General features: G+C 65.8%; 23 protein-coding genes and 1 other RNA gene. 15 read left to right on the top strand and 9 right to left on the bottom strand.

From position 1 onward, the window contains the following. Positions 1-31 precede the first annotated feature (31 nt). From FAZ69_RS06625 to ruvB, 8 genes are all read left to right on the top strand, one after another. Positions 32-1,435, top strand: a complete 1,404-nt coding sequence (locus FAZ69_RS06625; RefSeq protein ID WP_136893151.1) for an aminopeptidase P N-terminal domain-containing protein — start codon at positions 32-34, stop codon at positions 1,433-1,435. Positions 1,436-1,451: 16 nt separating this feature from the next. Continuing rightward, positions 1,452-2,708: a UbiH/UbiF/VisC/COQ6 family ubiquinone biosynthesis hydroxylase gene (locus FAZ69_RS06620; RefSeq protein ID WP_136893150.1), complete on the top strand. Its 1,257-nt coding sequence runs from the start codon at positions 1,452-1,454 to the stop codon at positions 2,706-2,708. Between the two features lie 125 nt (positions 2,709-2,833). Next, positions 2,834-3,910, top strand: a complete 1,077-nt coding sequence (gene dusB, locus FAZ69_RS06615) for a tRNA dihydrouridine synthase DusB (RefSeq protein WP_136893149.1) — start codon at positions 2,834-2,836, stop codon at positions 3,908-3,910. Continuing rightward, complete coding sequence (locus FAZ69_RS06610; protein WP_136893148.1) at positions 3,907-4,140, top strand: Fis family transcriptional regulator; 234 nt, start codon at positions 3,907-3,909, stop codon at positions 4,138-4,140. Before dusB ends, FAZ69_RS06610 begins: the two co-directional genes overlap by 4 nt. A gap of 37 nt (positions 4,141-4,177) precedes the next feature. Then, the gene (gene purH / locus FAZ69_RS06605; protein ID WP_136893147.1) at positions 4,178-5,743 is read left to right on the top strand and encodes a bifunctional phosphoribosylaminoimidazolecarboxamide formyltransferase/IMP cyclohydrolase; all 1,566 of its coding nucleotides are present in this window, start codon (positions 4,178-4,180) and stop codon (positions 5,741-5,743) included. Positions 5,744-5,880: 137 nt separating this feature from the next. Beyond that, the gene (ruvC, locus tag FAZ69_RS06600) at positions 5,881-6,423 is read left to right on the top strand and encodes a crossover junction endodeoxyribonuclease RuvC (protein WP_136893146.1); all 543 of its coding nucleotides are present in this window, start codon (positions 5,881-5,883) and stop codon (positions 6,421-6,423) included. A 71-nt stretch (positions 6,424-6,494) separates the two neighbouring features. Then, complete coding sequence (gene ruvA, locus FAZ69_RS06595; protein ID WP_136893145.1) at positions 6,495-7,076, top strand: Holliday junction branch migration protein RuvA; 582 nt, start codon at positions 6,495-6,497, stop codon at positions 7,074-7,076. A 29-nt stretch (positions 7,077-7,105) separates the two neighbouring features. Beyond that, positions 7,106-8,170 carry a Holliday junction branch migration DNA helicase RuvB gene (gene ruvB / locus FAZ69_RS06590; protein ID WP_136893144.1) on the top strand — a complete coding sequence of 355 codons (1,065 nt, stop codon included), beginning with the start codon at positions 7,106-7,108 and terminating at the stop codon, positions 8,168-8,170. Positions 8,171-8,194: 24 nt separating this feature from the next. On the opposite strand, the gene FAZ69_RS06585 is transcribed toward ruvB, so the two are convergent. Genes FAZ69_RS06585 through tyrS form a run of 3 tightly spaced genes read right to left on the bottom strand, consistent with a single transcriptional unit; the run spans position 8,195 to position 10,640 of the window. Further along, the gene (locus FAZ69_RS06585) at positions 8,195-8,866 is read right to left on the bottom strand and encodes a histidine phosphatase family protein (protein ID WP_136893143.1); all 672 of its coding nucleotides are present in this window, start codon (positions 8,864-8,866) and stop codon (positions 8,195-8,197) included. Between the two features lie 6 nt (positions 8,867-8,872). Further along, on the bottom strand, positions 8,873-9,331 hold the full coding sequence (gene dtd, locus FAZ69_RS06580; RefSeq protein WP_136893142.1) for a D-aminoacyl-tRNA deacylase: 459 nt from the start codon (positions 9,329-9,331) through the stop codon (positions 8,873-8,875). Between the two features lie 58 nt (positions 9,332-9,389). After that, positions 9,390-10,640 (bottom strand): tyrosine--tRNA ligase, encoded by a 1,251-nt coding sequence (gene tyrS, locus FAZ69_RS06575; RefSeq protein ID WP_136893141.1) that lies wholly within the window; start codon positions 10,638-10,640, stop codon positions 9,390-9,392. Between the two features lie 187 nt (positions 10,641-10,827). On the opposite strand from tyrS, the gene FAZ69_RS06570 reads away from it, so the two are divergent. Further along, positions 10,828-11,988 carry an anhydro-N-acetylmuramic acid kinase gene (locus FAZ69_RS06570; RefSeq protein WP_304571685.1) on the top strand — a complete coding sequence of 387 codons (1,161 nt, stop codon included), beginning with the start codon at positions 10,828-10,830 and terminating at the stop codon, positions 11,986-11,988. Between the two features lie 87 nt (positions 11,989-12,075). Here the strand turns inward: FAZ69_RS06570 and erpA are convergent, their stop codons facing one another. The 3 genes from erpA to rplM form a co-directional block, all read right to left on the bottom strand. Beyond that, positions 12,076-12,441 carry an iron-sulfur cluster insertion protein ErpA gene (gene erpA, locus FAZ69_RS06565; RefSeq protein ID WP_136893140.1) on the bottom strand — a complete coding sequence of 122 codons (366 nt, stop codon included), beginning with the start codon at positions 12,439-12,441 and terminating at the stop codon, positions 12,076-12,078. A 189-nt stretch (positions 12,442-12,630) separates the two neighbouring features. Then, positions 12,631-13,023, bottom strand: a complete 393-nt coding sequence (gene rpsI / locus FAZ69_RS06560; protein ID WP_136893139.1) for a 30S ribosomal protein S9 — start codon at positions 13,021-13,023, stop codon at positions 12,631-12,633. Positions 13,024-13,034: 11 nt separating this feature from the next. After that, on the bottom strand, positions 13,035-13,463 hold the full coding sequence (gene rplM / locus FAZ69_RS06555) for a 50S ribosomal protein L13 (protein ID WP_136893138.1): 429 nt from the start codon (positions 13,461-13,463) through the stop codon (positions 13,035-13,037). Between the two features lie 448 nt (positions 13,464-13,911). On the opposite strand from rplM, the gene FAZ69_RS06550 reads away from it, so the two are divergent. From FAZ69_RS06550 to FAZ69_RS06530, 5 genes are all read left to right on the top strand, one after another. Further along, positions 13,912-14,343 carry a DUF1090 family protein gene (locus FAZ69_RS06550; protein WP_136893137.1) on the top strand — a complete coding sequence of 144 codons (432 nt, stop codon included), beginning with the start codon at positions 13,912-13,914 and terminating at the stop codon, positions 14,341-14,343. Between the two features lie 79 nt (positions 14,344-14,422). Next, the gene (locus FAZ69_RS06545) at positions 14,423-15,067 is read left to right on the top strand and encodes a LuxR C-terminal-related transcriptional regulator (RefSeq protein ID WP_136893136.1); all 645 of its coding nucleotides are present in this window, start codon (positions 14,423-14,425) and stop codon (positions 15,065-15,067) included. A 52-nt stretch (positions 15,068-15,119) separates the two neighbouring features. After that, on the top strand, positions 15,120-16,553 hold the full coding sequence (locus FAZ69_RS06540) for a transporter substrate-binding domain-containing protein (protein ID WP_240702142.1): 1,434 nt from the start codon (positions 15,120-15,122) through the stop codon (positions 16,551-16,553). Continuing rightward, positions 16,550-17,395, top strand: a complete 846-nt coding sequence (locus FAZ69_RS06535) for a fimbria/pilus outer membrane usher protein (RefSeq protein WP_136893134.1) — start codon at positions 16,550-16,552, stop codon at positions 17,393-17,395. Before FAZ69_RS06540 ends, FAZ69_RS06535 begins: the two co-directional genes overlap by 4 nt. A 275-nt stretch (positions 17,396-17,670) precedes the next feature. After that, positions 17,671-18,093 carry an OsmC family protein gene (locus FAZ69_RS06530; RefSeq protein ID WP_136893133.1) on the top strand — a complete coding sequence of 141 codons (423 nt, stop codon included), beginning with the start codon at positions 17,671-17,673 and terminating at the stop codon, positions 18,091-18,093. A gap of 67 nt (positions 18,094-18,160) precedes the next feature. On the opposite strand, the gene rnpB is transcribed toward FAZ69_RS06530, so the two are convergent. The 3 genes from rnpB to pyrC form a co-directional block, all read right to left on the bottom strand. Further along, an RNA gene (gene rnpB, locus FAZ69_RS06525) (RNase P RNA component class A) lies at positions 18,161-18,575 on the bottom strand. A 67-nt stretch (positions 18,576-18,642) separates the two neighbouring features. After that, positions 18,643-19,467: a DUF3025 domain-containing protein gene (locus tag FAZ69_RS06520; RefSeq protein ID WP_240702127.1), complete on the bottom strand. Its 825-nt coding sequence runs from the start codon at positions 19,465-19,467 to the stop codon at positions 18,643-18,645. After that, positions 19,464-20,537, bottom strand: coding sequence for a dihydroorotase (gene pyrC / locus FAZ69_RS06515; protein WP_136893132.1), 1,074 nt, complete (start codon positions 20,535-20,537; stop codon positions 19,464-19,466). Before pyrC ends, FAZ69_RS06520 begins: the two co-directional genes overlap by 4 nt. 221 nt (positions 20,538-20,758) lie before the next feature. Between pyrC and FAZ69_RS06510 the strand changes: the two genes are divergently transcribed. Beyond that, positions 20,759-21,664 carry a class II glutamine amidotransferase gene (locus FAZ69_RS06510; protein WP_136893131.1) on the top strand — a complete coding sequence of 302 codons (906 nt, stop codon included), beginning with the start codon at positions 20,759-20,761 and terminating at the stop codon, positions 21,662-21,664. The last annotated feature ends 53 nt before the right edge of the window (positions 21,665-21,717 follow it).

Raw genomic sequence — 21,717 nt, 5'->3', positions numbered from 1 at the left:
GGGTTCATGAATTGAGCGCTACAATCGCACGATGAATCAGCCGACCGAACTCTCCATCGCCACGGACGTCTACCGCAGCCGCCGCGAGCGCTTGCTCGACGCGCTGCGCGCCGCGGGCGGCGGCATCGCCATCGTCCCGACCGCGCGCGAAGTGCTGCGCAACCGCGACGCCGATTATCCATACCGCCACGACAGCTACTTCTACTACCTGACCGGCTTCACCGAACCCGAAGCCGTGCTCGTGCTCGATGCCGGCGCAAAGTCCGGTAAACCCGCGTCGACGCTCTTTTGCCGCGCGAAAGACCCGAAGCGGGAGACGTGGGAAGGCTTCCGCTTCGGCCCGGAAGGCGCGCGCGAGGCCTTTGGCCTGGACGCCGCCTTGCCCGTAGACGAACTCGACACCCAGATGCCGCGCCTCGTCGCCGACGCCCCCGCGCTGCACTACGGGTTCGGCGCGTCGACGGAACTGGACGAACAGCTGCGCCGCTGGCTCGACACCGTGCGCGCGCAAAGCCGCAGCGGCGTGACGGCGCCGGCCGTGCTGCACGACCTGCTGCCGGTGCTCGACGAGATGCGGCTCTTCAAGGACGAGCACGAGCTCGCGATCATGCGCCGCGCCGCCCGGATTTCCGCCGAGGCTCACCGCCGCGCGATGCAGGCCTGCCGGCCCGGCGTCCGCGAGTACGAGCTCGAAGCGGAACTGCTGTACACCTTCCGGCGCCGCGGCGCCCAGGCGCCCGCCTACGGATCGATCGTCGCAGCCGGCGCCAACGCGTGCGTGCTGCACTACCCGGCCGGCAACGCAATCGCCCGGGACGGCGACCTGATCCTGATCGACGCCGCCTGCGAACTCGACGGCTACGCCTCCGACATCACCCGCACCTTCCCGGCCAACGGCCGCTTCTCGCCGGCCCAGCGCGAGCTGTACGACATCGTGCTCGCCGCGCAGCAGGCGGCCATCGACGCAACCCGCGCCGGCGCGAATTTCGACACGCCCCATCGGGCAGCCGTGCGCGTGCTGTCGCAGGGCTTGCTCGACACCGGGATCGTCGACCGCCAGCGCTTCTCGTCGGTCGACGACGTGATCGCCGAGCGCGCCTACACGCCGTTCTACATGCACCGCACCGGCCACTGGCTCGGCATGGACGTGCACGACTGCGGCGACTATCGCGAGCGGCACGCCGCGCCGGACGAAACGGGTGCGCTGCCGTCGCGCGTGCTTCAAGCCTCGATGACGCTCACGATCGAGCCTGGCCTCTACGTGCGTGCGGCCGAGAACGTGCCGGAGCGCTACTGGAACATCGGCATTCGCATCGAGGACGACGCCATCGTCACCGCCGAAGGCTGCGAGCTGATGACGCGCGACGTACCGGTCGCGGCCGGCGAGATCGAGGCGCTGATGCGCGACGGCCAGGCCGGCGCGCCACAAGCATAAGAACCGTTTCCGTACGATGAAAGAAGCCCCAGCCCCTGCCGGCGCGCATCCCGACGCCGGGCAGCCATTCGATTTCGACGTGACGATCGTCGGCGCCGGGCCGGTCGGCCTTGCGCTCGCGGCATGGCTCGCGCGGCGCAGCGCGACGCAGGCGCTGTCGATTGCGCTTGTCGACGCGCGCGAGCCGGAGCAAGCCGCCGGCGACCCGCGCGCGATCGCCGTGTCGCAAGGCAGCCGCATGCTGCTCGAGCCGCTCGCGGCATGGCCCGCGGACGCCACCGCGATCGAGCGCATCCACGTGTCGCAGCGCGGCCACTTCGGACGCACGCTGATCGAGCACGGCGAGCACGAGCTGCCCGCGCTCGGCTACGTCGCACGCTACGGGTCGATCGTGCGGACGCTCGCGCAGGCCGTGCGGCGCACGCAAGTCCATTGGTTGACGTCGACCGCGGCGCTGCCGCCGCTCGCCGAGCACGACGGCATCACGTTGCCGATCGAGAACGCGCAAGGCGCGCGCAGCCTGCGCACGCGCCTGCTCGTGAACGCAGAAGGCGGCCTCTATCAGGATCAGCGCCGCAACGGCTCGAGTCTCGAGCAAGCGGGCGCGAATTCGGGCGCCGGCAAGCCGGGCAGCACGCGCGACTACAAACAGACGGCGCTGGTCGGCACGGTCACCGTGTCGGCGCCGCAGCCGCACGTCGCCTGGGAGCGTTTCACGCCGGAAGGGCCGATCGCACTGCTGCCGATGGGCGGCGCGCGTAACGCCGACTACGCGCTCGTCTGGTGCTCGGACCCAGAGGAAGCCGCGCGCCGCGCGCGGCTTTCGGACGCGGAATTCCTCGCCGAACTGGGCACGGCGTTCGGCTCGCGCATGGGCCGCTTCGAGGCGATCACCGGCCGGGCTTCATTCCCGCTCGGACTGAACGCCGTCGACACGCTCGTCAAAGGCCGCGTCGTCGCCATCGGCAACGCGGCGCAAACGCTGCATCCGGTCGCGGGCCAGGGGCTGAATCTCGGCTTGCGCGACGCGCATGCGCTCGCCGACGCGCTCTCCGTGCACGGCGCAACGCCGCTTGCGCTGGCCTCGTTCGCCGAGCGCCGCGCGCTCGACAGGCGTCTGACGATCGGCGCCACCGACACGCTGGCCCGCCTCTTCACGATCGACTTCGGCCCGCTCGCGACGCTGCGCGGACTCGCGCTCGCCGGGCTCGAGCTGATGCCGGCGGCAAAGACGGCGCTCGCGCGGCAGATGATGTTCGGGCAGCGGCGCTGACGGCTGCGGAATTCGTACCGAGCCCGACACGTAGCGACCGGTCTGACGCGCGCCGTTAACGCTAAAATATGCGTTTCCCGTCGCACCACGCTCCCGGCGCCGCCCGCGCGCCTGCCCGCTCAGCCATGCCTACGCTCGGATCCCACAATCTGCGCAACAACCTGTTCGTCGCCCCGATGGCCGGGGTGACCGACCGGCCATTCCGCCAATTGTGCAAGCGGCTCGGAGCGGGCTATGCGGTCTCCGAGATGGTCGCGTCGAACGCGCAGCTGTGGAAAAGCGAGAAAACCATGCGCCGCGCGAACCACGCGGGCGAAGTCGAGCCGATCGCGGTCCAGATCGCGGGGGCCGACCCGGCGATGATGGCCGAGGCCGCACGCTACAACGTCGCAAGCGGCGCGCAAATCATCGACATCAACATGGGCTGTCCGGCGAAGAAGGTCTGCAACGTCGCGGCGGGCTCCGCGCTGTTGCAGAACGAGCCGCTCGTCGTGCGCATCGTCGAAGCCGTGGTCGCGGCGGTCGGCACGGGGCCGGACGCCGTGCCTGTCACGCTGAAGATCCGCACCGGCTGGAACCGCGAGAACAGGAATGCCGTCAAGGTGGCGCGGCTTGCCGAAAGCGCCGGCATCTCGATGCTGACCGTGCACGGCCGAACGCGCGCCGATCTCTACCACGGCGAAGCCGAGTACGAGACGATCGCCGCGGTAAAGGCCGCGGTGCGCATCCCGGTCGTCGCGAACGGCGACATTACGTCGCCGCAAAAAGCCAAGGCGGTACTGGCGGCCACCGGCGCCGACGCGATCATGATCGGCCGCGCGGCGCAGGGGCGCCCGTGGCTGTTCCGCGAAATCGAGCATTTCCTGCAAACCGGCGAATTGCTGCAGCCGCCGCGCATCGACGAAATCCAGCAGGTGATGAACGAGCACCTGGAAGACCACTACGCGTTCTACGGCGAATTCACCGGCGTGCATACTGCGCGCAAGCACATCGGCTGGTACACTCGCGGCCTTTCGGGCGCCAACGCATTCCGTCACCGGATGAACACGCTCGATACGACACGCGAGCAACTGCTCGCCGTCAATGCGTTCTTTGACGAGCAGAAAACGCTCTCCGATCGTCTCGTCTACGTCGATGACGAGGCAAGCGACGAAGCCGGCAAAACCGGCGAGCCGAACAAAACCGACCGACTAGCAGCATGAGCAAGCACAACATCGAACAATGCGTCCGCAACAGCCTGGGCATGTACTTCCAGGATCTTGACGGCTCGAATCCGCACGACATCTATGAAATGGTGATGTCGTGCGTCGAAAAACCCATGCTCGAGGTGGTGCTCGAGCAAGCGGGCGGCAACCAGTCGCTCGCCGCCGAATATCTCGGCATCAACCGCAACACGTTGCGCAAGAAGCTGCAGCAGCACGGCCTGCTGTAATTCCGCGCCGCTCTCGACCCTCCTCGGCCTTTTCATCATGATCAAGCAAGCGCTCATCTCCGTTTCCGACAAGTCCGGCATCGTCGATTTCGCCAAATCGCTGTCGGAGCTCGGGGTCAAGATCCTGTCGACCGGCGGCACCGCGAAACTGCTCGCGGACGCGGGCCTTTCCGTCACCGAAGTCGCCGACTACACCGGCTTTCCGGAAATGCTCGACGGGCGCGTGAAGACGCTGCACCCGAAGGTGCACGGCGGCATCCTCGCGCGCCGCGACCTGCCAGAGCACATGGCCGCGCTCGAGAAGCACGACATCCCGACGATCGACCTGCTCGTCGTGAACCTGTATCCGTTCGTCGCGACCGTGTCGAAGGACGAATGCACGCTGGAAGACGCGATCGAGAACATCGACATCGGCGGCCCGACGATGCTGCGCTCCGCCGCGAAAAACCATCGCGACGTGACGGTCGTGGTCGACCCGGCCGACTACGCGGCGGTGCTCGACGAAATGCGCGGCAACGGCAACAAGGTCGGCTACAAGACGAACTTCCGCCTCGCGACGAAGGTTTTCGCGCACACCGCGCAATACGACGGCGCGATCACGAACTACCTGACGAGCCTGACCGAAGCGCTGTCGCACAAGGAGCGCAACACCTATCCGGCGACGTTCAACCTCGCGTTCGAGAAAGTGCAGGACCTGCGCTACGGCGAGAACCCGCACCAGAGCGCGGCGTTCTACCGCGACATCGCCGTGCCGGCGGGCGCGCTCGCGGACTACCGCCAGCTGCAGGGCAAGGAGCTGTCGTACAACAACATCGCCGACTCCGACGCCGCCTGGGAATGCGTAAAGACCTTCGACGTCCCGGCGTGCGTGATCATCAAGCACGCGAACCCGTGCGGCGTGGCTGTCGGCGCGAACCCGGGCGAAGCCTACGCGAAGGCGTTCCAGACCGACCCGACCTCCGCGTTCGGCGGCATCATCGCGTTCAACCGCGAAGTCGACGAGGCAACGGCGCAGGCCGTCGCGAAGCAGTTCGTCGAAGTGCTGATCGCGCCGGCGTTCTCGGACGCCGCGACGCAGGTGTTCGCCGCCAAGCAGAACGTGCGTTTGCTGGAAATCGCGCTCGGCGAGGGGCATAACGCGTTCGATCTGAAGCGCGTCGGCGGCGGCCTGCTCGTGCAATCGCTGGATGCGAAGAACGTGCAGCCGCGCGAGCTGCGCGTCGTCACGAAGCGCCACCCGACGCCGCAGGAAATGGATGACCTGCTGTTCGCCTGGCGCGTCGCGAAGTTCGTGAAGTCGAACGCGATCGTCTTCTGCGGCAAAGGCATGACGCTGGGTGTGGGCGCGGGCCAGATGAGCCGCGTCGATTCCGCGCGCATCGCGAGCATCAAGGCGCAGAACGCGGGGCTGTCGCTGAACAGCTCGGCGGTCGCTTCGGATGCGTTCTTCCCGTTCCGCGACGGCCTCGACGTCGTGGTCGCGGCGGGCGCGACCTGCGTGATCCAGCCGGGCGGCTCGATGCGCGACGACGAAGTGATCGCCGCCGCCGACGAGCACAACATCGCGATGGTCGTGACGGGCGTGCGGCACTTCCGCCACTAAGCCCGGCGCGTTTCCTGCGCCTGTCAAGGAACCCAGCGGCTTCGCGGCGGCTGGGTTTTTTGTTGCCGTTTCCGCCGCCCGCCGGCGGTCCCCGCGTTCGTTGTAGTATCGCAAGCACTCTCCTCGCCTCGTATCTCATGAGAATCCTCGGCATCGACCCCGGCTTGCGCGTCACCGGCTTCGGCGTGATCGATCAGAACGGCCATCAGCTCACCTACGTGACGAGCGGCGTGATCAAGACCGCCGATGCCACCCTGCCCGAGCGTCTCGGCACGATCTTCGCCGGAATCTCGACGCTGATCCGCGAGCACCGGCCCGATCAGTCGGCCATCGAAAAGGTGTTCGTCAACGTCAATCCGCAATCGACCCTGCTGCTCGGCCAGGCGCGCGGCGCAGCGATTTGCGGGCTCGTCGCGGGCGGCGTGCCGGTTGCCGAATACACCGCGCTCCAGTTGAAGCAGGCCGTGGTGGGCTACGGACGCGCGACGAAGGAGCAGATGCAGCAGATGGTCGTGCGGCTCCTGAATCTCTCCGGGGTGCCCAGCACCGATGCGGCCGACGCGCTCGGCATGGCGATCTGTCACGCGCATGGCGGCGGCACGCTGAATACGCTCGGCGGCATTGCACCCGCACTGGCGAAGAAAGGCTTGCGCGTGCGGCGCGGCCGGCTGATCGGCTGACTGCTCGGCTAACCGCGCCCTGCGCTACACTCGCGCTTTATTTCACCGCTTCCCTCACGATTGAACCCGCCATGATCGGTCGCATCGCCGGCGTCCTGCTGGAAAAAAATCCGCCTCACCTGCTCGTCGACTGCAACGGCGTCGGTTACGAAGTCGACGTGCCGATGAGCACGTTCTACAACCTGCCCTCGACCGGCGAAAAGGTGGTACTGCTCACGCAACTGATCGTGCGCGAGGACGCTCATCTGCTCTACGGATTCGGCAGCGCGCAAGAGCGCTCGACCTTCCGCGAGCTGCTGAAGATCACCGGCATCGGTGCACGGATGGCGCTCGCGGTGCTGTCGGGCATGAGCGTGCACGAGCTGTCCCAGGCCATCACGCTGCAGGACGCGGCACGCCTGACGCGCGTGCCCGGCATCGGCAAGAAAACGGCGGAGCGGCTGCTCCTCGAGCTGAAGGGCAAGCTGGGTGCCGACCTGGGCGCGACGGCCGGCGCGGCGCCGGCACCCGGCCACGCGAACGACATCCTGAACGCATTGCTCGCCTTGGGTTACTCCGAAAAAGAAGCGCTTGCGGCCATTAAGAACGTACCGGCGGGCACGGGCGTCTCCGAAGGCATCAAGCTGTCGCTCAAGGCGCTGTCGAAGGCCTGAGGCGCCACCCCGCGCGGTACAATGCCGGCATGATCGAAACCGACAAACTCGCCGCCGAGCGCATCATTTCCGCGACGCCCGCGTCCTCGCATGAAGAGGCGTTCGAGCGCGCGCTGCGCCCCCGCCAGCTCGACGAATACGTCGGACAGGAAAAGGTGCGGGGTCAACTGGAAATTTTCATCGAAGCCGCCAAGCGCCGCTCGGAAGCGCTCGATCACGTGCTGCTGTTCGGCCCGCCGGGGCTCGGCAAGACCACGCTCGCACACATCATCGCGCGTGAAATGGGCGTGAATCTGCGGCAGACGTCGGGCCCCGTGCTGGAGCGCGCCGGCGACCTCGCCGCGCTGCTCACGAACCTCGAAGCCAACGACGTTCTTTTCATCGACGAAATCCACCGGCTCTCGCCCGTCGTCGAGGAAATCCTGTATCCCGCGCTCGAGGACTATCAGATCGACATCATGATCGGCGAAGGGCCGGCGGCACGCAGCGTCAAGCTCGACCTCCAGCCGTTCACGCTGGTCGGCGCGACCACGCGCGCCGGCATGCTGACCAATCCGCTGCGCGACCGCTTCGGCATCGTCGCGCGTCTCGAGTTTTACGATGCCGAGCAGCTCTCGCGCATCGTGCGCCGTTCGGCGGCGCTCCTGGGCGCGCAGATTCATCCCGACGGCGCGCTCGAAATCGCGAAGCGCTCGCGCGGCACGCCGCGGATCGCGAACCGCCTGCTGCGCCGCGTACGCGATTACGCCGAGGTCAAGGCCGACGGCAACATCACCGCCAAGGTGGCGGACGCCGCGCTCGCGATGCTCGACGTCGACCCGGTCGGCTTCGACCTGATGGACCGCAAGCTGCTCGAAGCGATCCTGCACAAGTTCGATGGCGGCCCGGTCGGTGTCGACAACCTGGCAGCGGCCATCGGCGAAGAACGCGACACGATCGAGGACGTGCTCGAACCCTACCTGATCCAGCAAGGCTTCCTGCAGCGCACGCCGCGCGGCCGCGTGGCGACGCTCCTGACCTACCGCCACTTCGGCCTTGCCGCGCCGGATTCGTCCAGCACCGTGCGCGGTCTCTGGGACTCGGGCAACAGCTGATCGCCACGGCCCGGCCACCGTCCGTCAGCGAAACAGCTCCGGATCCTTCACGAATCCGTCGTCGCCGCTGCCGTTGGCGAGGTGATCGATGTCCGCCCAGGCCAGCACCCGCGTTCGGCCGCCGTCGAACTCCACCGTATTGATGCTCGTGTTGAGCAGCGCGTAGTTGCGCGGCGCGTCGAGCGGAAGACGGTTGACGAAGCGATAGACGCAATCGAGCACGCCGCCGTGAGCGACGCAGGCGATACGCCCTTCGGGATGCTCGGCGACGATCGACTCCACCGCATGCAGGACACGGTGATAGAACACGCGAGACGACTCGCCGCCCTCCGGCGCAAAGCCCGGGTCACGCGTTTGCCAGACGGCGTATTCGTCGGGAAAGCGCGCCTCGATCTCCGCACTGTCGTGACCTTGGAAAACGCCGTACGCACGCTCGCGCAAGCCCGGCTCCAATTGCAGCGGCAGGCCGAGCGCGGCGGCCGTCGGCTGCGCGGTTTGCTGCGCGCGCTGCAGGTCGCTCGAATAGATCGCGTCGAGCCTGCCGCCCGCCTTCGCCTCGCGGGCAAGACGCGCGGCCAGTTGCTGCGCCTGCGCAATACCGCTCTGCGCCAGCGGGATGTCGATGTGGCCCTGGATGCGCTTGATGCGATTCCAGTCGGTCTCGCCGTGCCGAATGAAGAGGACTTGGGTAGGCATGGGTGATTAGCCGCGCGTCTGCAGCCAGAACGTAACCGGGCCGTCGTTGACGAGCGAGACCTGCATGTCGGCGCCGAACTCGCCGGTCTCGACGACAGGATGCTTCGCCCGCGCCGCTGAAACGAAGTAGTCGAACAGACGCTTGCCCTCGCCGGGCGGCGCTGCAGGCGTGAAGCTTGGCCGCAAGCCGCTGTTGGTGTCCGCGGCAAGCGTGAACTGCGAGACGAGCAGCAGGCCGCCAGCGCGACCCTCGCTGTCGATGTTCGTAACCGGCAGATTCATCTTGCCGGCCGCATCGCTGAATACGCGATAGCCGAGGACCTTGGCGAGGAGCTTGTCGGCAATCGCGTCGGTGTCGCCACGCTCGGCGCATACGAGCGCGAGCAGGCCCGCGTCGATCGCGCCCGTGACGCGCCCGCCGACGCGCACCTCGGCCTGCTTCACGCGCTGGATCAGCGCGATCATGCGCGCCACCCGCCTCGGCAGCACGACGGCGCTGCCGTCGAAATACGCCGAGCCATCGTCAAGCCGACAACGTCACGCGCGCAAACCGGCGCTTGCCGACCTGCACGACGTATTCGCCGGCTTCGACCTTGAGCCCCTTGTCGGAGACGGTCGCGCCGTCGATCTTCACACCGCCCTGCTCGATGTTGCGCAGCGCTTCGCTCGTCGAGGGCACGAGCCCCGCCTGCTTGAGCAACTGCCCGATCGCGAGCGGCGCGCCCGCGATCGTCACCGCCGGAATGTCGTCCGGCACGCCGCCCTTCGCGCGGTGGTTGAAGTCTTCGAGCGCACGCTCCGCATCGGCCTGCGAGTGGAAGCGCGCAACGATCTCCTGCGCGAGCAGCACCTTGAAGTCGCGCGGGTTGCGCCCTTCCTCGATTTCGCGCTTGAAGCGCGCGATCTCGTCCATCGGACGGAACGACAGCAGCTCGAAGTAGCGCCACATCAGCACGTCGGAGATGCTCATCAGCTTGCCGAACATCTCGTTGGGCTTCTCGCTGATGCCGACGTAGTTGCCCTTCGACTTCGACATCTTCTCGACACCGTCGAGCCCCTCGAGCAGCGGCATCGTCAGGATGCACTGCTGCTCCTGCCCATACTGCTTCTGCAGTTCGCGGCCCACGAGCAGGTTGAACTTCTGGTCGGTGCCGCCGAGCTCGAGGTCGGCGTTGAGCGCGACCGAGTCGTAGCCCTGCATCAGCGGGTACAGGAATTCGTGGATCGAGATCGGCACGCCGCCTTGGAAACGCTTCGTGAAATCCTCGCGCTCGAGGATCCGCGCGACCGTGTAGCGCGACGCGAGCTTGATCATGCCGTCGGCGCCGAGCGGCATCGACCATTCGCTGTTGTAGCGGATCTCGGTCTTGGCGCGATCGAGCACGAGCGACGCCTGCTCGAAGTAGGTCTTCGCGTTCGATTCGATCTGCTCACGCGTGAGCGGCGGGCGCGTCGCGTTGCGTCCGGACGGATCGCCGATCAGCGAGGTGAAATCGCCGATCAGGAAGATCACCGTGTGGCCGAGATCCTGCAACTGACGCATCTTGTTCAGCACGACGGTGTGACCGATGTGGATGTCGGGCGCCGTCGGATCGAGCCCGAGCTTGATGCGCAGCGGCTTGGCCGTAGCCGCGCTTTTCGCGAGCTTCTGCGCGAACTCCTCTTCGATCAGCAGTTCGTCGACGCCGCGCTTGGTGACGGCAAGCGCGTGACGGACCTCGTCCGTGATCGGGAATGGCGAGGCGGGCTTGGCGGAGGTGGACTCGATGCTCATCTTTGAAGGGATATTCGGGACGTTGCAAAAGACAAGATTCTCCCATATCTCGCGGCCCCCCCTTTGTCGACGCTTAACGATTGCTGCGGTTACCAGGATAATCTGACGCGAGCCAACGGCAATCGGCGGCAACGGGCGGCCAAGAACGGCCGACGGTCCCGCCGCCAACGACAGAGAGGAGCGAAACGTGGCGCACAGCACGGTCAAGAACCCCGCGGACGGCGTGTATTTCGGGCTGATGTCCGGCACCAGCATGGACGGCGTGGACGGCATCGCGGTCCAATTCGCCGAAGGCAAGGCGCCCGTGGTGCTGGGAGATGCCTTCGTCGGCTTCGCCGAAGGGTTGCGCGAGGCGCTGTTCGCGCTCCAGCAGCCGGGCGAAAACGAAATCGAGCGCGAGGCGCTCGCCGCGTGCGCGCTCGCGACGCGTTACGCGGTCTGCTGCCACGAGCTGCAGCGTTCGGCGAACCTATCGCCATCGCAGGTGCGGGCGATCGGCGCGCACGGCCAGACGGTGCGGCATCGGCCGGAAAAAGGCTACACACGCCAGATCAACAACCCGGCGCTGCTCGCGGAGATGACCCATATCGACGTCGTCGCCGATTTTCGCAGCCGCGACGTCGCCGCGGGCGGCCAGGGCGCACCGCTCGTGCCGGCCTTCCACGCTACGGTGTTCGGCGCCGCGGACGAAACACGCGTCGTCTGCAATCTCGGCGGCATCAGCAACATCACGATCCTGCCGGCCGGCAGCGGCCAGGGCGGCGAGGCGAACGTGCGCGGCTTCGATTGCGGCCCCGCCAATGTATTGCTCGACGAATGGGCGCACCGGCATCTGAGGACGCCTTTCGACGAAGGCGGCCGCTTGGCCGCCGGCGGCCAGGTGAACCAGGCGCTCTTGAACGCCCTGCTCGACGAACCCTTCTTTGAAGCCGCGCCGCCGAAGAGCACGGGCCGCGACTTGTTCAACGCGCAATGGCTCGACGGAAAACTCGTCGCGTTTCCAGGGCTCAGCCCGGCCGACGTGCAAGCGACGCTCGCCGCGCTGACCGCGACGACCGTCGCGCGCGAAATCGAACGGCATGCATCGGATTGCCGCGCGGTTTATGTCTGCGGAGGAGGCGCGCGCAACCCGGAACTTCTGAAGGCACTGGAGACGGCGCTCGCGCAGACCGGCGTCAGCGGCGTGCCGGTGAAGACGACCGACGCTCTGGGCGTGCCGCCGCATCACGTAGAAGCACTCGCCTTTGCGTGGCTCGCGATGCGTTGCGTGGACCGCGCGCCGGGCAATTTGCCGACGGTCACGGGCGCGTCGGGCGATCGGGTACTGGGTGCGATCTACCCGCGCTGAGTGCGCCAAAGAGAAACGGGGCGTAAAGCCCCGTTTGCCCGGCAATCGATCTTCCGGCCGAATCGATCAGCCGGACTACTCCGTCTATCAGACCGAGAACGACGAGCCGCAACCGCAGGTAGTCGTGGCGTTCGGGTTCTTGATGACGAACTGTGCGCCGTTGAGGTCGTCCTTATAGTCGATCTCGGCGCCCACCAGGTATTGATAGCTCATCGAATCGATCAGCAACTGGACACCACCCTTGTTCATCACGGTGTCGTCTTCGTTGATCGCCTCGTCGAACGTGAAGCCATACTGAAAGCCGGAGCAGCCGCCACCTTGCACGAACACGCGCAGTTTCAGGTCGGGATTGCCTTCCTCGTCGATCAGTTGCTTGACCTTCTCGGCCGCTGCGTCGGTGAAGACGAAGGGACTCGGCATCTCGGTCACGGGGGTGTCGGTGACAGCGTTCATTCGAACTCTCCAAAAAAGCTTCTACCCACTATTGTAGGGCTGATCTCGATATCGTGCCGAAGTCCATGAAATCAATAGGTTCTTCGCACCAGCATGCGCCCGAAAATGAAAAAAGCCGCCAGCGCGCATGCGCGCTGGCGGCTTTTCCGCAGCCGTTGCGCCGTCGAAACGAGCGCAACGCCAAAGCGATTAACGCTTCGAGAACTGCTTGCGGCGGCGTGCCTTGTGGAAGCCGACCTTCTTACGCTCGACTTCACGTGCATCGCGCGTCACGAAGCCAGCGTTCGACAGTTGCGACTTCAGCGTTGCATCGTAGTCCATCAGCGCGCGGGTGATGCCGTGACGAACCGCACCGGCTTGACCCGTTTCGCCGCCGCCCGACACGTTGACCTTGATGTCGAACGTGGTGGCGTGGTTCGTGAGTTCCAGCGGCTGGCGCACGATCATCAGCGACGTTTCGCGCGAGAAGTAGTCGGCGATGGGCTTGCCGTTCACGACGATATCGCCCTTGCCTGCCTTGATGAAGACACGAGCGACTGCGCTCTTGCGGCGGCCCGTACCGTAGTTCCAATTACCGATCATGTGGGCTCCCCTTAGATCTCGAGCGCTTTCGGCTGCTGAGCCGTATGCGGATGCGTGGCTTCTGCGTAGACCTTCAGCTTCTTGATCATCGCGTAGCCGAGCGGGCCCTTCGGCAGCATGCCCTTGACCGCCTTCTCGAGCGCGCGGCCCGGGAAGCGTTCTTGCATCTTGCCGAACGTCGTTTCATAGATGCCGCCCGGGTAGCCCGAGTGACGGTAGTACTTCTTGTCGGTGGTCTTGTTGCCCGTGACCTTCAACTTGCTCGCGTTGACGACGATGATGAAATCACCGGTGTCGACGTGCGGGGTGAACTCAGGCTTATGCTTGCCGCGAAGACGGCGTGCCACTTCGCTGGCGACACGGCCGAGAACCTTATCCGTCGCGTCAATCACGTACCATTCGCGCGTCACCTCATGGGCTTTTGCGGAAAACGTCTTCATGATCGATCCAATAAAAATGCTGTGCCCTGTGTTTTTTCCTGCTTGAATATCGCGCTCGCTTATTGGTCCTCGCGGACCCCGGCGCCGTTGTGCAGGCTCTCCCTGATCTTCTCCCGCGGGCATGAATGCGGAAAAGCCTTGAATTATAAACGAAATTCTGCGCGCGGGTCAAAAACTCCCTGCATTGCGTAGCGCCATCCGGCGGCGAGCGGAAAATTGCACAGCCCGAGCCTCTGCTGAGGGCCTCCCCCGGCAACCGGGGCACCAGTTCCGGACCGCCGAGAACGGAACCAGACCTGATTTTGAGACGTGGCCGGCCGGCTTTGGAGTAGAGTCCGACCTTTCATCCTCATTTCAGCGGCAAACGGCGCGGCAGTCTCCCGGGCGGCCGCGCGCGGCGCAATCCCTCGCGCCGCCCTTGTTGGCCCAAGCATAGAAAGTCTCGACCGTGAAAAAAGTCCTGGCCGCCTCCCTCGCCCCGCTCGTCCTGCTGACCGCCCCGGCCGCGTTCGCCTACTCGCCAAGCTGCACTGCCCGGATCAGCGCGCTTCAAGCACAAATCGACGCGGCCAGTCAGGCCGGCAACACCGGCAAGCTCGCCAGCCTGCAAAGCACGATGACGAAAACAAAGGCCAAATGCACGCTCGAAGCCCGTGATTTGCACGCCGGACGCAAGGTTCGCAACGGCCAGAGGGAGGTGCTCAAGGCGCAGGACGAGCTCAGCAAGGCCGACGGCGAGCTCCACGACGCGCAAGCCGCGGGCGACGTCAAGCGGATCAGCCACGCGCAGAGGAAGGTGGCCGAGAAGCAAGACAAACTGCGCGAGAAGACGGAGGAGTTGCGCAGCGCGCAGGCCGATCTGGAGCGGCTGAAGGGCTGACGCCCCCACCCACCGCCAGCGCCGCTGCCAGCGTTTGATCCGGCGGATTCGAATCGACGCTTTCACGAGCATTTCAACTATGACCACGCGCCTGATCGGCCTTGCAGACGACTACCCGGTGATCATAGATGCCCTCGCGGGCAAACTCGCCCAGGCAGGCGGTTTTGGCGTCGCGTTCCAGGCCCGCACCGGCGAGCAGTTGCTGCAAGCGTTAAAGGACAAGCCGTGCGAACTGCTCGTCACCGACTATTCGATGAAACAGGGCACGCTCGGCGGCGACGGCCTGGCGATGGTCGAGCGCGTGCTGCGCCAGTGTCCGGGGCTGAAGGTCGTCGTCTTCACGATGCTGTCCAATCGCGCCCTCTTCAGCCAGCTCACGAAGCTCGGCGTGCACGGCATCGTCAGCAAGAACGACCAGATGAGCGAGGTGCTGGCGGCGATCCGCGCGATCGACGCGAACAGCGCGCCGCCCTACTGCTCGCCCAGCGTACGGGAGCAGGTGGCGATGCCGGCGGTCGGCAACGCGCCGCTCCAGCGGCTCAGCCCGAGCGAGCGGGAAGTGGCGCGCCTCTTCGCGGAAGGCAAGACGCTCGACGAAATCGCTGCGCATCTGCACCGCGCGAAGAGCACGATCGCGACGCACAAGCAAAACGCGATGCAAAAGCTCGGCATCGCCAATAACGCCGACCTGATCTGCTACGCGTATGAGGTTGGCATTGTCTGAACGGCTTCTGGCGTGCGTCCGGGTCATTGCCGCGACCGCTGCCATCTTGGCCATGATGCTCGCGGGCGCCGCGCATGCCGGGCCTGCGCAAACGCCGCATCCTCCCCACACGTTGCCCGCGCCCGAGGCGCCACCGCGCGCCAAGCTGCTCGAGCTCGCCAGCCAGTTGGCGCCGGCACGCTTTCCCGCCCATCTTTCTGCCGCGGACGCCGCGTGGCTGCGCGAGCGCGGCGCCATCATCGTGGGCATGTGGGGAGACGATTACGCTCCAATCCAGTTCCGCCCCGACGAAAGCACCGTCAAAGGCATCGCCGCCGACTACCTGGTCCTGCTCGGCAACGCCTTGCAGACACCCGTGCGGGCGCGCTGGTTTGCCAACCGCGCCGAGGCCGTCCCGTCGTGGCTGCGCGCCGGGGTCGTGAGCCGCTGGGCCGCAGGCGCCGCTCAAGACATGGGCGACAGCCCGCTCGCCCTCACCGAAGCCGAACGCGCCTGGATCGCGGCGCATCCCGTGGTGCGCGTCGGCGTCGACACGGACAGCGCGCCCTACACCTTCATCGATTCGCACGGTGCATTCGCGGGGATGTTCGCGGACCTGCTCAAGCTGATCAGCCACCGCACGGGACTGCGCTTCGAAGCCGTCCCGCGCAACACGATCGACGCACTCGAAGGCGATCTCAAGAGCGGCCGCACGAGTCTCGTCACGACACTGGCGCCGACGCCCGAGCGGAAACGCTTTCTCGCGTTTATCGACGACGTGACGCCAATGGCATGGGCGCTCGTCGCGCGCCGCGACGACACGTCGATCACCGGGCTGCGCAGCCTGCGCGACAAACGGCTGGCGCTGGTGAGCGGCCACGGGCTGACAAACGAATTGAGTGCAAACCACCCCGAGATCCACCTCGTATTCGCCCCCACCGCGACCGAAGCGATCCGGCTCGTCGCGCAAGACAAAGCCGACGCGTCGCTGCAAACCATGGCCGCCGCGAACCTGGCGATCGAGCGCTATCTGAGCGATCCACTGCGCATCGCCGCGACCCTCTCCGACGCGCCGGCTTCGGCGCGCTTTGGCGTCACGAACGCATCGCCGGAGCTGCTCGACATCCTCGACAAGGCGCTTGCAGGCATGGCGCCCGCAGAGCGCGCGATCATCGCGTCGAAGTGGCTCATGAGCACCGACTACCGCGCCAGCATCTGGGAGAGCGTGCGCTATTGGGTCTTCCGGTGGCTGCCGTGGGCGGCCGGGGGGCTGGCGTTGATCGTCGGATGGAACAGCCTGCTGCAATACCAGATCCGCCGCCGCAAGCAACTGGAACGCGAGCTGCGGCTCGCGAAGGACACGGCGGAGCGCGCCAGTGTGGAGAAATCCGATTTCCTCGCGGTGATGAGCCATGAAATCCGCACGCCGATGAGCGCCGTGGTCGGCCTGCTCGAGATGGCGAACCGGCGCGCGCGGCGCCGTTCCTCGATGTCGGCGTCTACGTGAATGCCCACTGGCAGGGTTACTCGCGGCTACAGATAGGGGACGGCGGCAAGCCCTGCGTACAAGTCGCCGGCTGGCTCGAATGGGGTGTCGCACCGGGTGCGCTGTTCGCTCCGGATAACGGCTCCGGCAGCAGCCTGCATTGTGTGATGCCGGCCGAGCAGCAGAAGGAATCAGGCGACGCGTCCGACGAAGCTGAAGACGACAGCGAAGACCCCGTGCGGCTGCGCTACGACGTGCGCCGCCAGAGGCTGTCGGTCCGCATCGACGCATCGCTGATGAGCCCTTCGCGCGGCTATGTGCCGCCCTCGCGCCTCGACGACGGCATCCCCGCCGTGTGGCTCGACTATCAGGTGAAAGCCGCGCAAAACAACGGCGCGATGTTCGCCGGCGTCGAACGGCGCACGACGCTGTTCGGCACTTTCAACCTCGGCGCGAACGCCGGCCCGTGGCGGATCCGCTCGAGCCACATCTACTCGCGCTACACCGACGGCAAGCCGGAGTGGGAGCACATCGACGCCTACGCGCAGCGCGACATCGCACGCTGGCGCGGACGGCTGCGCGTAGGCGAAGGCTATACCGACAACCTCCTGTTCGACAGCATGCCGTACACGGCGATGCCGCTCGTCGTCCACGGCAAGGTCTGGAAATACGCGTTCGACGTGGGAGCTTTTCATTTCACGCCGTACAGGCGAAAAAAAGCCCAAACGCTCGGTTCGGGCTTAATCCACCTAAGGAGGAGGGTGGAGGAGACATGCGGAGATTGTCGAACAGCGACAACCAATGAGTCGCATTATACGAACGGAGCTTTTGCGGCGCAAGAAGATTTATATTGCGAAATATAAATCCACATTATGAAATTCACAGCCAATCACCAGACAAAATAGATTTCCATTAAAAATCAATAACAACCCGCGAACCACCCATCGCCCGGCAGCTCGGAAACTAGAGTAAAACCCCTAAAACCTATGGGGAATCCCTAAGTGGACGAGCGCAGAAGTGGAACAATTCATCCATTTGACGTCAAGACCGTTACGTCTGCCTTCGATCCCGCCCGGCGAAGCTCATGTCGGCGGGCTACAATGCCCGTCTTGATTTCGCGATTTGCCGGAGCACACGCATGGAATGCAAAGTAAGCTGGATGGGTCAGGACGGCATGTCGTTCGCGGCGGAGACCGGCAGCGGCCATCTCGTCGCGATGGACGGCGCGCCCGAGGGCGGCGGCCGCAATCTCGCGCCGCGTCCGATGGAAATGGTCCTGCTCGGCACCGGCGGCTGCACCGCTTACGACGTCGTGATGATCCTCAAGAAAAGCCGCCAGGACATCTCCGGCTGCTCGGTCACGCTCAAGGCCGAGCGCGCGAGCGAAGACCCCAAGGTCTTCACGAAGATCCACTTTCACTTCACCGTCACGGGCAAGAATTTGAACCCGTCGACCGTCGAGCGCGCGATCAACCTGTCGCACGACAAGTACTGCTCGGCATCGATCATGATGGCGAAGACCGCTGAGCTGACCCATTCGTTCGACATCGTCGCGGACTGAGAACCGAGCCCACGCGAAGGACGAAAAAAGCCGGCGTCGATCACGACGCCGGCTTTTCTCATTTGAACGGCAAAGCGGGCCGATAAGCCGGATTCTGTGCACGCCCGGCGCTGCAAGAGCGCCGGGCGCGTGGCAGCCATTCCTCTAGGCGCGCCATTGCTGACGCGCTCAAGCTTCCTACCCGCAGACGAGACGGGGGCCCCGTCCTGCATCGCGAAGATGCGCGCCTGCCTACTTGGAATTGCTCCGGGTGGAGGTTACCGTGCCGGACTGCGTCGCCGCAGCCGCGGTGCGCTCTTACCGCACCGTTTCACCCTTACCTGATCCCGGCGTTGCCGGGCCATCGGCGGTTTGCTTTCTGTTGCCCTGTTCCGCGTGTCGCCACGGATGGCCGTTAGCCATCACCCTGCCCTATGGAGTCCGGACTTTCCTCGCCCTCTCCGGCTTGAAGCCGGAAAAGCCGCGACTGCCTGGCCTGCTTTGCAAGCGGCGATTTTATCACGCGGGGTTGGCATGGTTGGCGTGGCGCGACGGGAGGACCGCAAGCGCTCAGCGCGCACGGCGGCCGGGGCGGAAGACCTGTTTGTCGTCGTAGAACGCGGGGTCGCCGTTGGCAGGCCACCAGCCTGGGATGCCGAGCACCGGCAGCGGCGAGAACATCCGGCTTTCGAGCGGCCCGTCCGCGATGGCGGCGCTGATGGTCTCGTCGAGCAGCGCCCGCTGCTGCGCGTCGGGCCAAAAGAAGTACTCGGCCGGGACTTCGACGATCCATGCGTGCCCCGTGCACGCCTTGTACGGCGCGATCAGCTTTTCGAGCAACGCGTGGCCGAACGAACGGACTTCGCAGCGTACGCCCCAGGCGGCGCGGTTCGCCACCAGCAAGCCCTGCCAGTCGAAATTGCGCAGCGCAGCGGCAAGCACCGGATCGGCCGTCGCGAAGATCAACGCGTTTTCGTCGAACAAGGTGAGCATGTCGCGCACGCCGCCGCGCGTCGGGCCGACGCCCAGTTGATCGATCGCCTCGGATTGCCGGGCGTTCAGCGCCGCCTTGACGCGCGGAAACATGAACCACATCAGCGCGTTGAAGAAGTCGTGCAGGTTGTGCCGCGTCGGCACGCAGCCCGTCGCGCCGATATGCGCCTCGTAGGCGGCGCCGGGCGGCAGCTGCGCCTGCGCGATGAACGCCAGCGACTTACGGCGCCCCGTCATCTGTGCGCTCGCGCGCGCATCGCGGTTGAGCTCGGCGAGATAGGCGGCTTCGCTCTCGAGCGCAGCCCGCTGCCAGCGTTCGCCGCGCTCGGCAAGCGGCGCAAACCACGGCTTCGACCAGTCGATGTCTTCGAAGCCGGCAGCGCTCCCTTTCACGACGCTCAAACGAGCCGCCAGCCGATTTCCTCGCCGCCGCGCAACGGCACCACCGGCGCGCCACCGGCTTCGATCTCGGCCGGCAGCGTCCAGGTCTCGCGCCGCAAAGTCACGCGCTCTTCGCTGCGCGGCAACCCGTAGAAATCGGCGCCGAAGAAGCTCGCGAAACCTTCGAGCTTGTCGAGCGCACCCGCTTCGTCGAACGCTTGCGCGTAAAGCTCGAGCGCGTGAAGCGCCGTGTAGCAGCCCGCGCAGCCGCATGCGTGCTCCTTCAGCCCCTTCGGGTGCGGCGCACTATCCGTGCCGAGGAAGAAGCGCGGGTTGCCCGACGTCGCGGCCGCGACAAGCGCCACGCGATGCGTCTCACGCTTCAACACCGGCAAGCAGTAGTAATGCGGGCGAATGCCGCCCTGGAAGATCGCGTTGCGGTTGAACAGCAGGTGATGCGCGGTGATCGTCGCCCCCAGCAGGCCGGACGCGGCGCCCGCATCGCGCACGTAGTCAGCGGCGTCCTTCGTCGTGATGTGCTCGAACACCACCTTCAGCGCCGGGAAGTCACGGCGCAGCGGCGTCATCACGCGATCAATGAAGACCTTCTCGCGATCGAACAAGTCGATTGACGGATCGGTCACCTCGCCATGCACGAGGAGCGGCATGCCGGCTTCCTGCATCGCCTCGAGCGTCTTCGCGCATTTCGCGAGGCTCGTCACGCCCGCGTCAGAGTTGGTCGTCGCGCCTGCGGGGTACAGCTTCACGCCGTGCACGAAGCCGCTTTCACGCGCGCGGTGGATTTCGTCGGCCGGCGTGTTATCGGTGAGATAGAGCGTCATCAGTGGCTCGAACTTCGCACCCGCCGGCAGCGCGGCCAGGATGCGCTCGCGATACGCGCGCGCCTGCTCGGTCGTCGTCACGGGCGGCTTCAGGTTCGGCATGACGATGGCGCGGCCGAACTGGCGCGCGGTATGCGGCAGCACAGCCGCGAGCATCGCGCCGTCGCGCACGTGCAGATGCCAGTCGTCGGGACGGGCGAAGGTGAGCGTGTCTTGCGCGGCGATGGAAGCGGGAATGGAAGCGGTCATGGCGAGGGTGTGACGAGAGTGACGCCCCGCGCGCAGCGAAACCCGGCTAATACCCCGGATGGCGACGTGGAAAAACTGCAACGTGCGCGCCGCGGCACTGGGAATTTCGCTTTTTGCCGCTTGGGGCTCGGTGATATGCTTCAAAAAACACATTGTAACGGGTTCGCCTTTCGGTTTACCCGTTGGTTCATCCGCTTCACACGCTCCGCCTTATCCGCACCATGTGCCAACTTCTCGGAATGAACTGCGCCGCGCCGACGGACGTCACGTTCTCTTTCACCGGCTTCGCGGCGCGCGGCGGCGTCACCGACCATCATGCGGACGGCTGGGGCATCGCGTTCTTCGAAGACAAGGCCTGCCGCCTCTTCATCGATCATCAATCGTCGGCCACCTCGCCGATCGCCGAGATGGTCAAGCGCTACCCGATCAAGTCGAAAAATACGATCGCGCACATCCGCAAGGCGACGCAGGGGCACATCCTGCTCGAAAACTGCCACCCGTTCATGCGCGAGCTGTGGGGGCGCCACTGGATCTTCGCGCACAACGGCGACTTGAAGGACTACCAGCCGGAGATGAACGGCGTGTATCAGCCGGTCGGCACCACCGATAGCGAAACCGCGTTCTGCGCGCTGATGCAAGGCCTGCGTGCGGCGTTTCCCGGCTCGCAGCCGCCGCTTCCCGAGTTGTTCGCGGTGCTCGGAGAGCTCACGCGTGAGATCACGCAATACGGCGTGTTCAATTTCCTGATGTCGAACGGGCAAGCGCTCTTCGCGCATTGCTCGACGCATCTGCATTACTTGGTGCGCAGCTGGCCGTTTTCGACGGCGCATCTGATCGATGCCGACATGTCGATCGATTTCGCGAAGTACACGACGCCCGAAGATCGCGTTGCGGTCATCGCCACGCAGCCGCTGACCGACGACGAAGTCTGGACCGCATTCCGGCCGGGCGACCTGCTGATGTTCCAGCACGGCGAAGTCGTCGCGCGGACCCACATCCCCGTGCCGCAGTTCGTGCTCGACAAGGCGCGCAATCCGGCGTGCGACGAAACGGCGTCGGCGTCGATGCTGCCAACGCCAGCCGAGCTCGATATCGAATCGGACGACGCCGCCGCGTACGAATCGTGATCCCTCGCTAGCCTGCTGCCAGCGCCTCACGCAAAAAAGCCGCGTCTGCTGAA

Source organism: Trinickia terrae, from assembly GCF_005144415.1.
Classification (GTDB): domain Bacteria; phylum Pseudomonadota; class Gammaproteobacteria; order Burkholderiales; family Burkholderiaceae; genus Trinickia_A; species Trinickia_A terrae.
Note: the sequence above shows the minus strand (reverse complement) of the source record. Positions and strands in the feature narration are given on the sequence as shown.

What these genes read in the sequence shown, in the direction of transcription:
- FAZ69_RS06625 (WP_136893151.1), top strand. Translation starts at nt 32, where the DNA reads ATGAATCAGCCGACCGAACTCTCCATCGCCACGGACGTCTACCGCAGC.
- FAZ69_RS06620 (WP_136893150.1), top strand. Translation starts at nt 1,452, where the DNA reads ATGAAAGAAGCCCCAGCCCCTGCCGGCGCGCATCCCGACGCCGGGCAG.
- dusB (WP_136893149.1), top strand. Translation starts at nt 2,834, where the DNA reads ATGCCTACGCTCGGATCCCACAATCTGCGCAACAACCTGTTCGTCGCC.
- FAZ69_RS06610 (WP_136893148.1), top strand. Translation starts at nt 3,907, where the DNA reads ATGAGCAAGCACAACATCGAACAATGCGTCCGCAACAGCCTGGGCATG.
- purH (WP_136893147.1), top strand. Translation starts at nt 4,178, where the DNA reads ATGATCAAGCAAGCGCTCATCTCCGTTTCCGACAAGTCCGGCATCGTC.
- ruvC (WP_136893146.1), top strand. Translation starts at nt 5,881, where the DNA reads ATGAGAATCCTCGGCATCGACCCCGGCTTGCGCGTCACCGGCTTCGGC.
- ruvA (WP_136893145.1), top strand. Translation starts at nt 6,495, where the DNA reads ATGATCGGTCGCATCGCCGGCGTCCTGCTGGAAAAAAATCCGCCTCAC.
- ruvB (WP_136893144.1), top strand. Translation starts at nt 7,106, where the DNA reads ATGATCGAAACCGACAAACTCGCCGCCGAGCGCATCATTTCCGCGACG.
- FAZ69_RS06585 (WP_136893143.1), bottom strand. Translation starts at nt 8,866, where the DNA reads ATGCCTACCCAAGTCCTCTTCATTCGGCACGGCGAGACCGACTGGAAT.
- dtd (WP_136893142.1), bottom strand. Translation starts at nt 9,331, where the DNA reads ATGATCGCGCTGATCCAGCGCGTGAAGCAGGCCGAGGTGCGCGTCGGC.
- tyrS (WP_136893141.1), bottom strand. Translation starts at nt 10,640, where the DNA reads ATGAGCATCGAGTCCACCTCCGCCAAGCCCGCCTCGCCATTCCCGATC.
- erpA (WP_136893140.1), bottom strand. Translation starts at nt 12,441, where the DNA reads ATGAACGCTGTCACCGACACCCCCGTGACCGAGATGCCGAGTCCCTTC.
- rpsI (WP_136893139.1), bottom strand. Translation starts at nt 13,023, where the DNA reads ATGATCGGTAATTGGAACTACGGTACGGGCCGCCGCAAGAGCGCAGTC.
- rplM (WP_136893138.1), bottom strand. Translation starts at nt 13,463, where the DNA reads ATGAAGACGTTTTCCGCAAAAGCCCATGAGGTGACGCGCGAATGGTAC.
- FAZ69_RS06545 (WP_136893136.1), top strand. Translation starts at nt 14,423, where the DNA reads ATGACCACGCGCCTGATCGGCCTTGCAGACGACTACCCGGTGATCATA.
- FAZ69_RS06540 (WP_240702142.1), top strand. Translation starts at nt 15,120, where the DNA reads ATGATGCTCGCGGGCGCCGCGCATGCCGGGCCTGCGCAAACGCCGCAT.
- FAZ69_RS06530 (WP_136893133.1), top strand. Translation starts at nt 17,671, where the DNA reads ATGGAATGCAAAGTAAGCTGGATGGGTCAGGACGGCATGTCGTTCGCG.
- pyrC (WP_136893132.1), bottom strand. Translation starts at nt 20,537, where the DNA reads ATGACCGCTTCCATTCCCGCTTCCATCGCCGCGCAAGACACGCTCACC.
- FAZ69_RS06510 (WP_136893131.1), top strand. Translation starts at nt 20,759, where the DNA reads ATGTGCCAACTTCTCGGAATGAACTGCGCCGCGCCGACGGACGTCACG.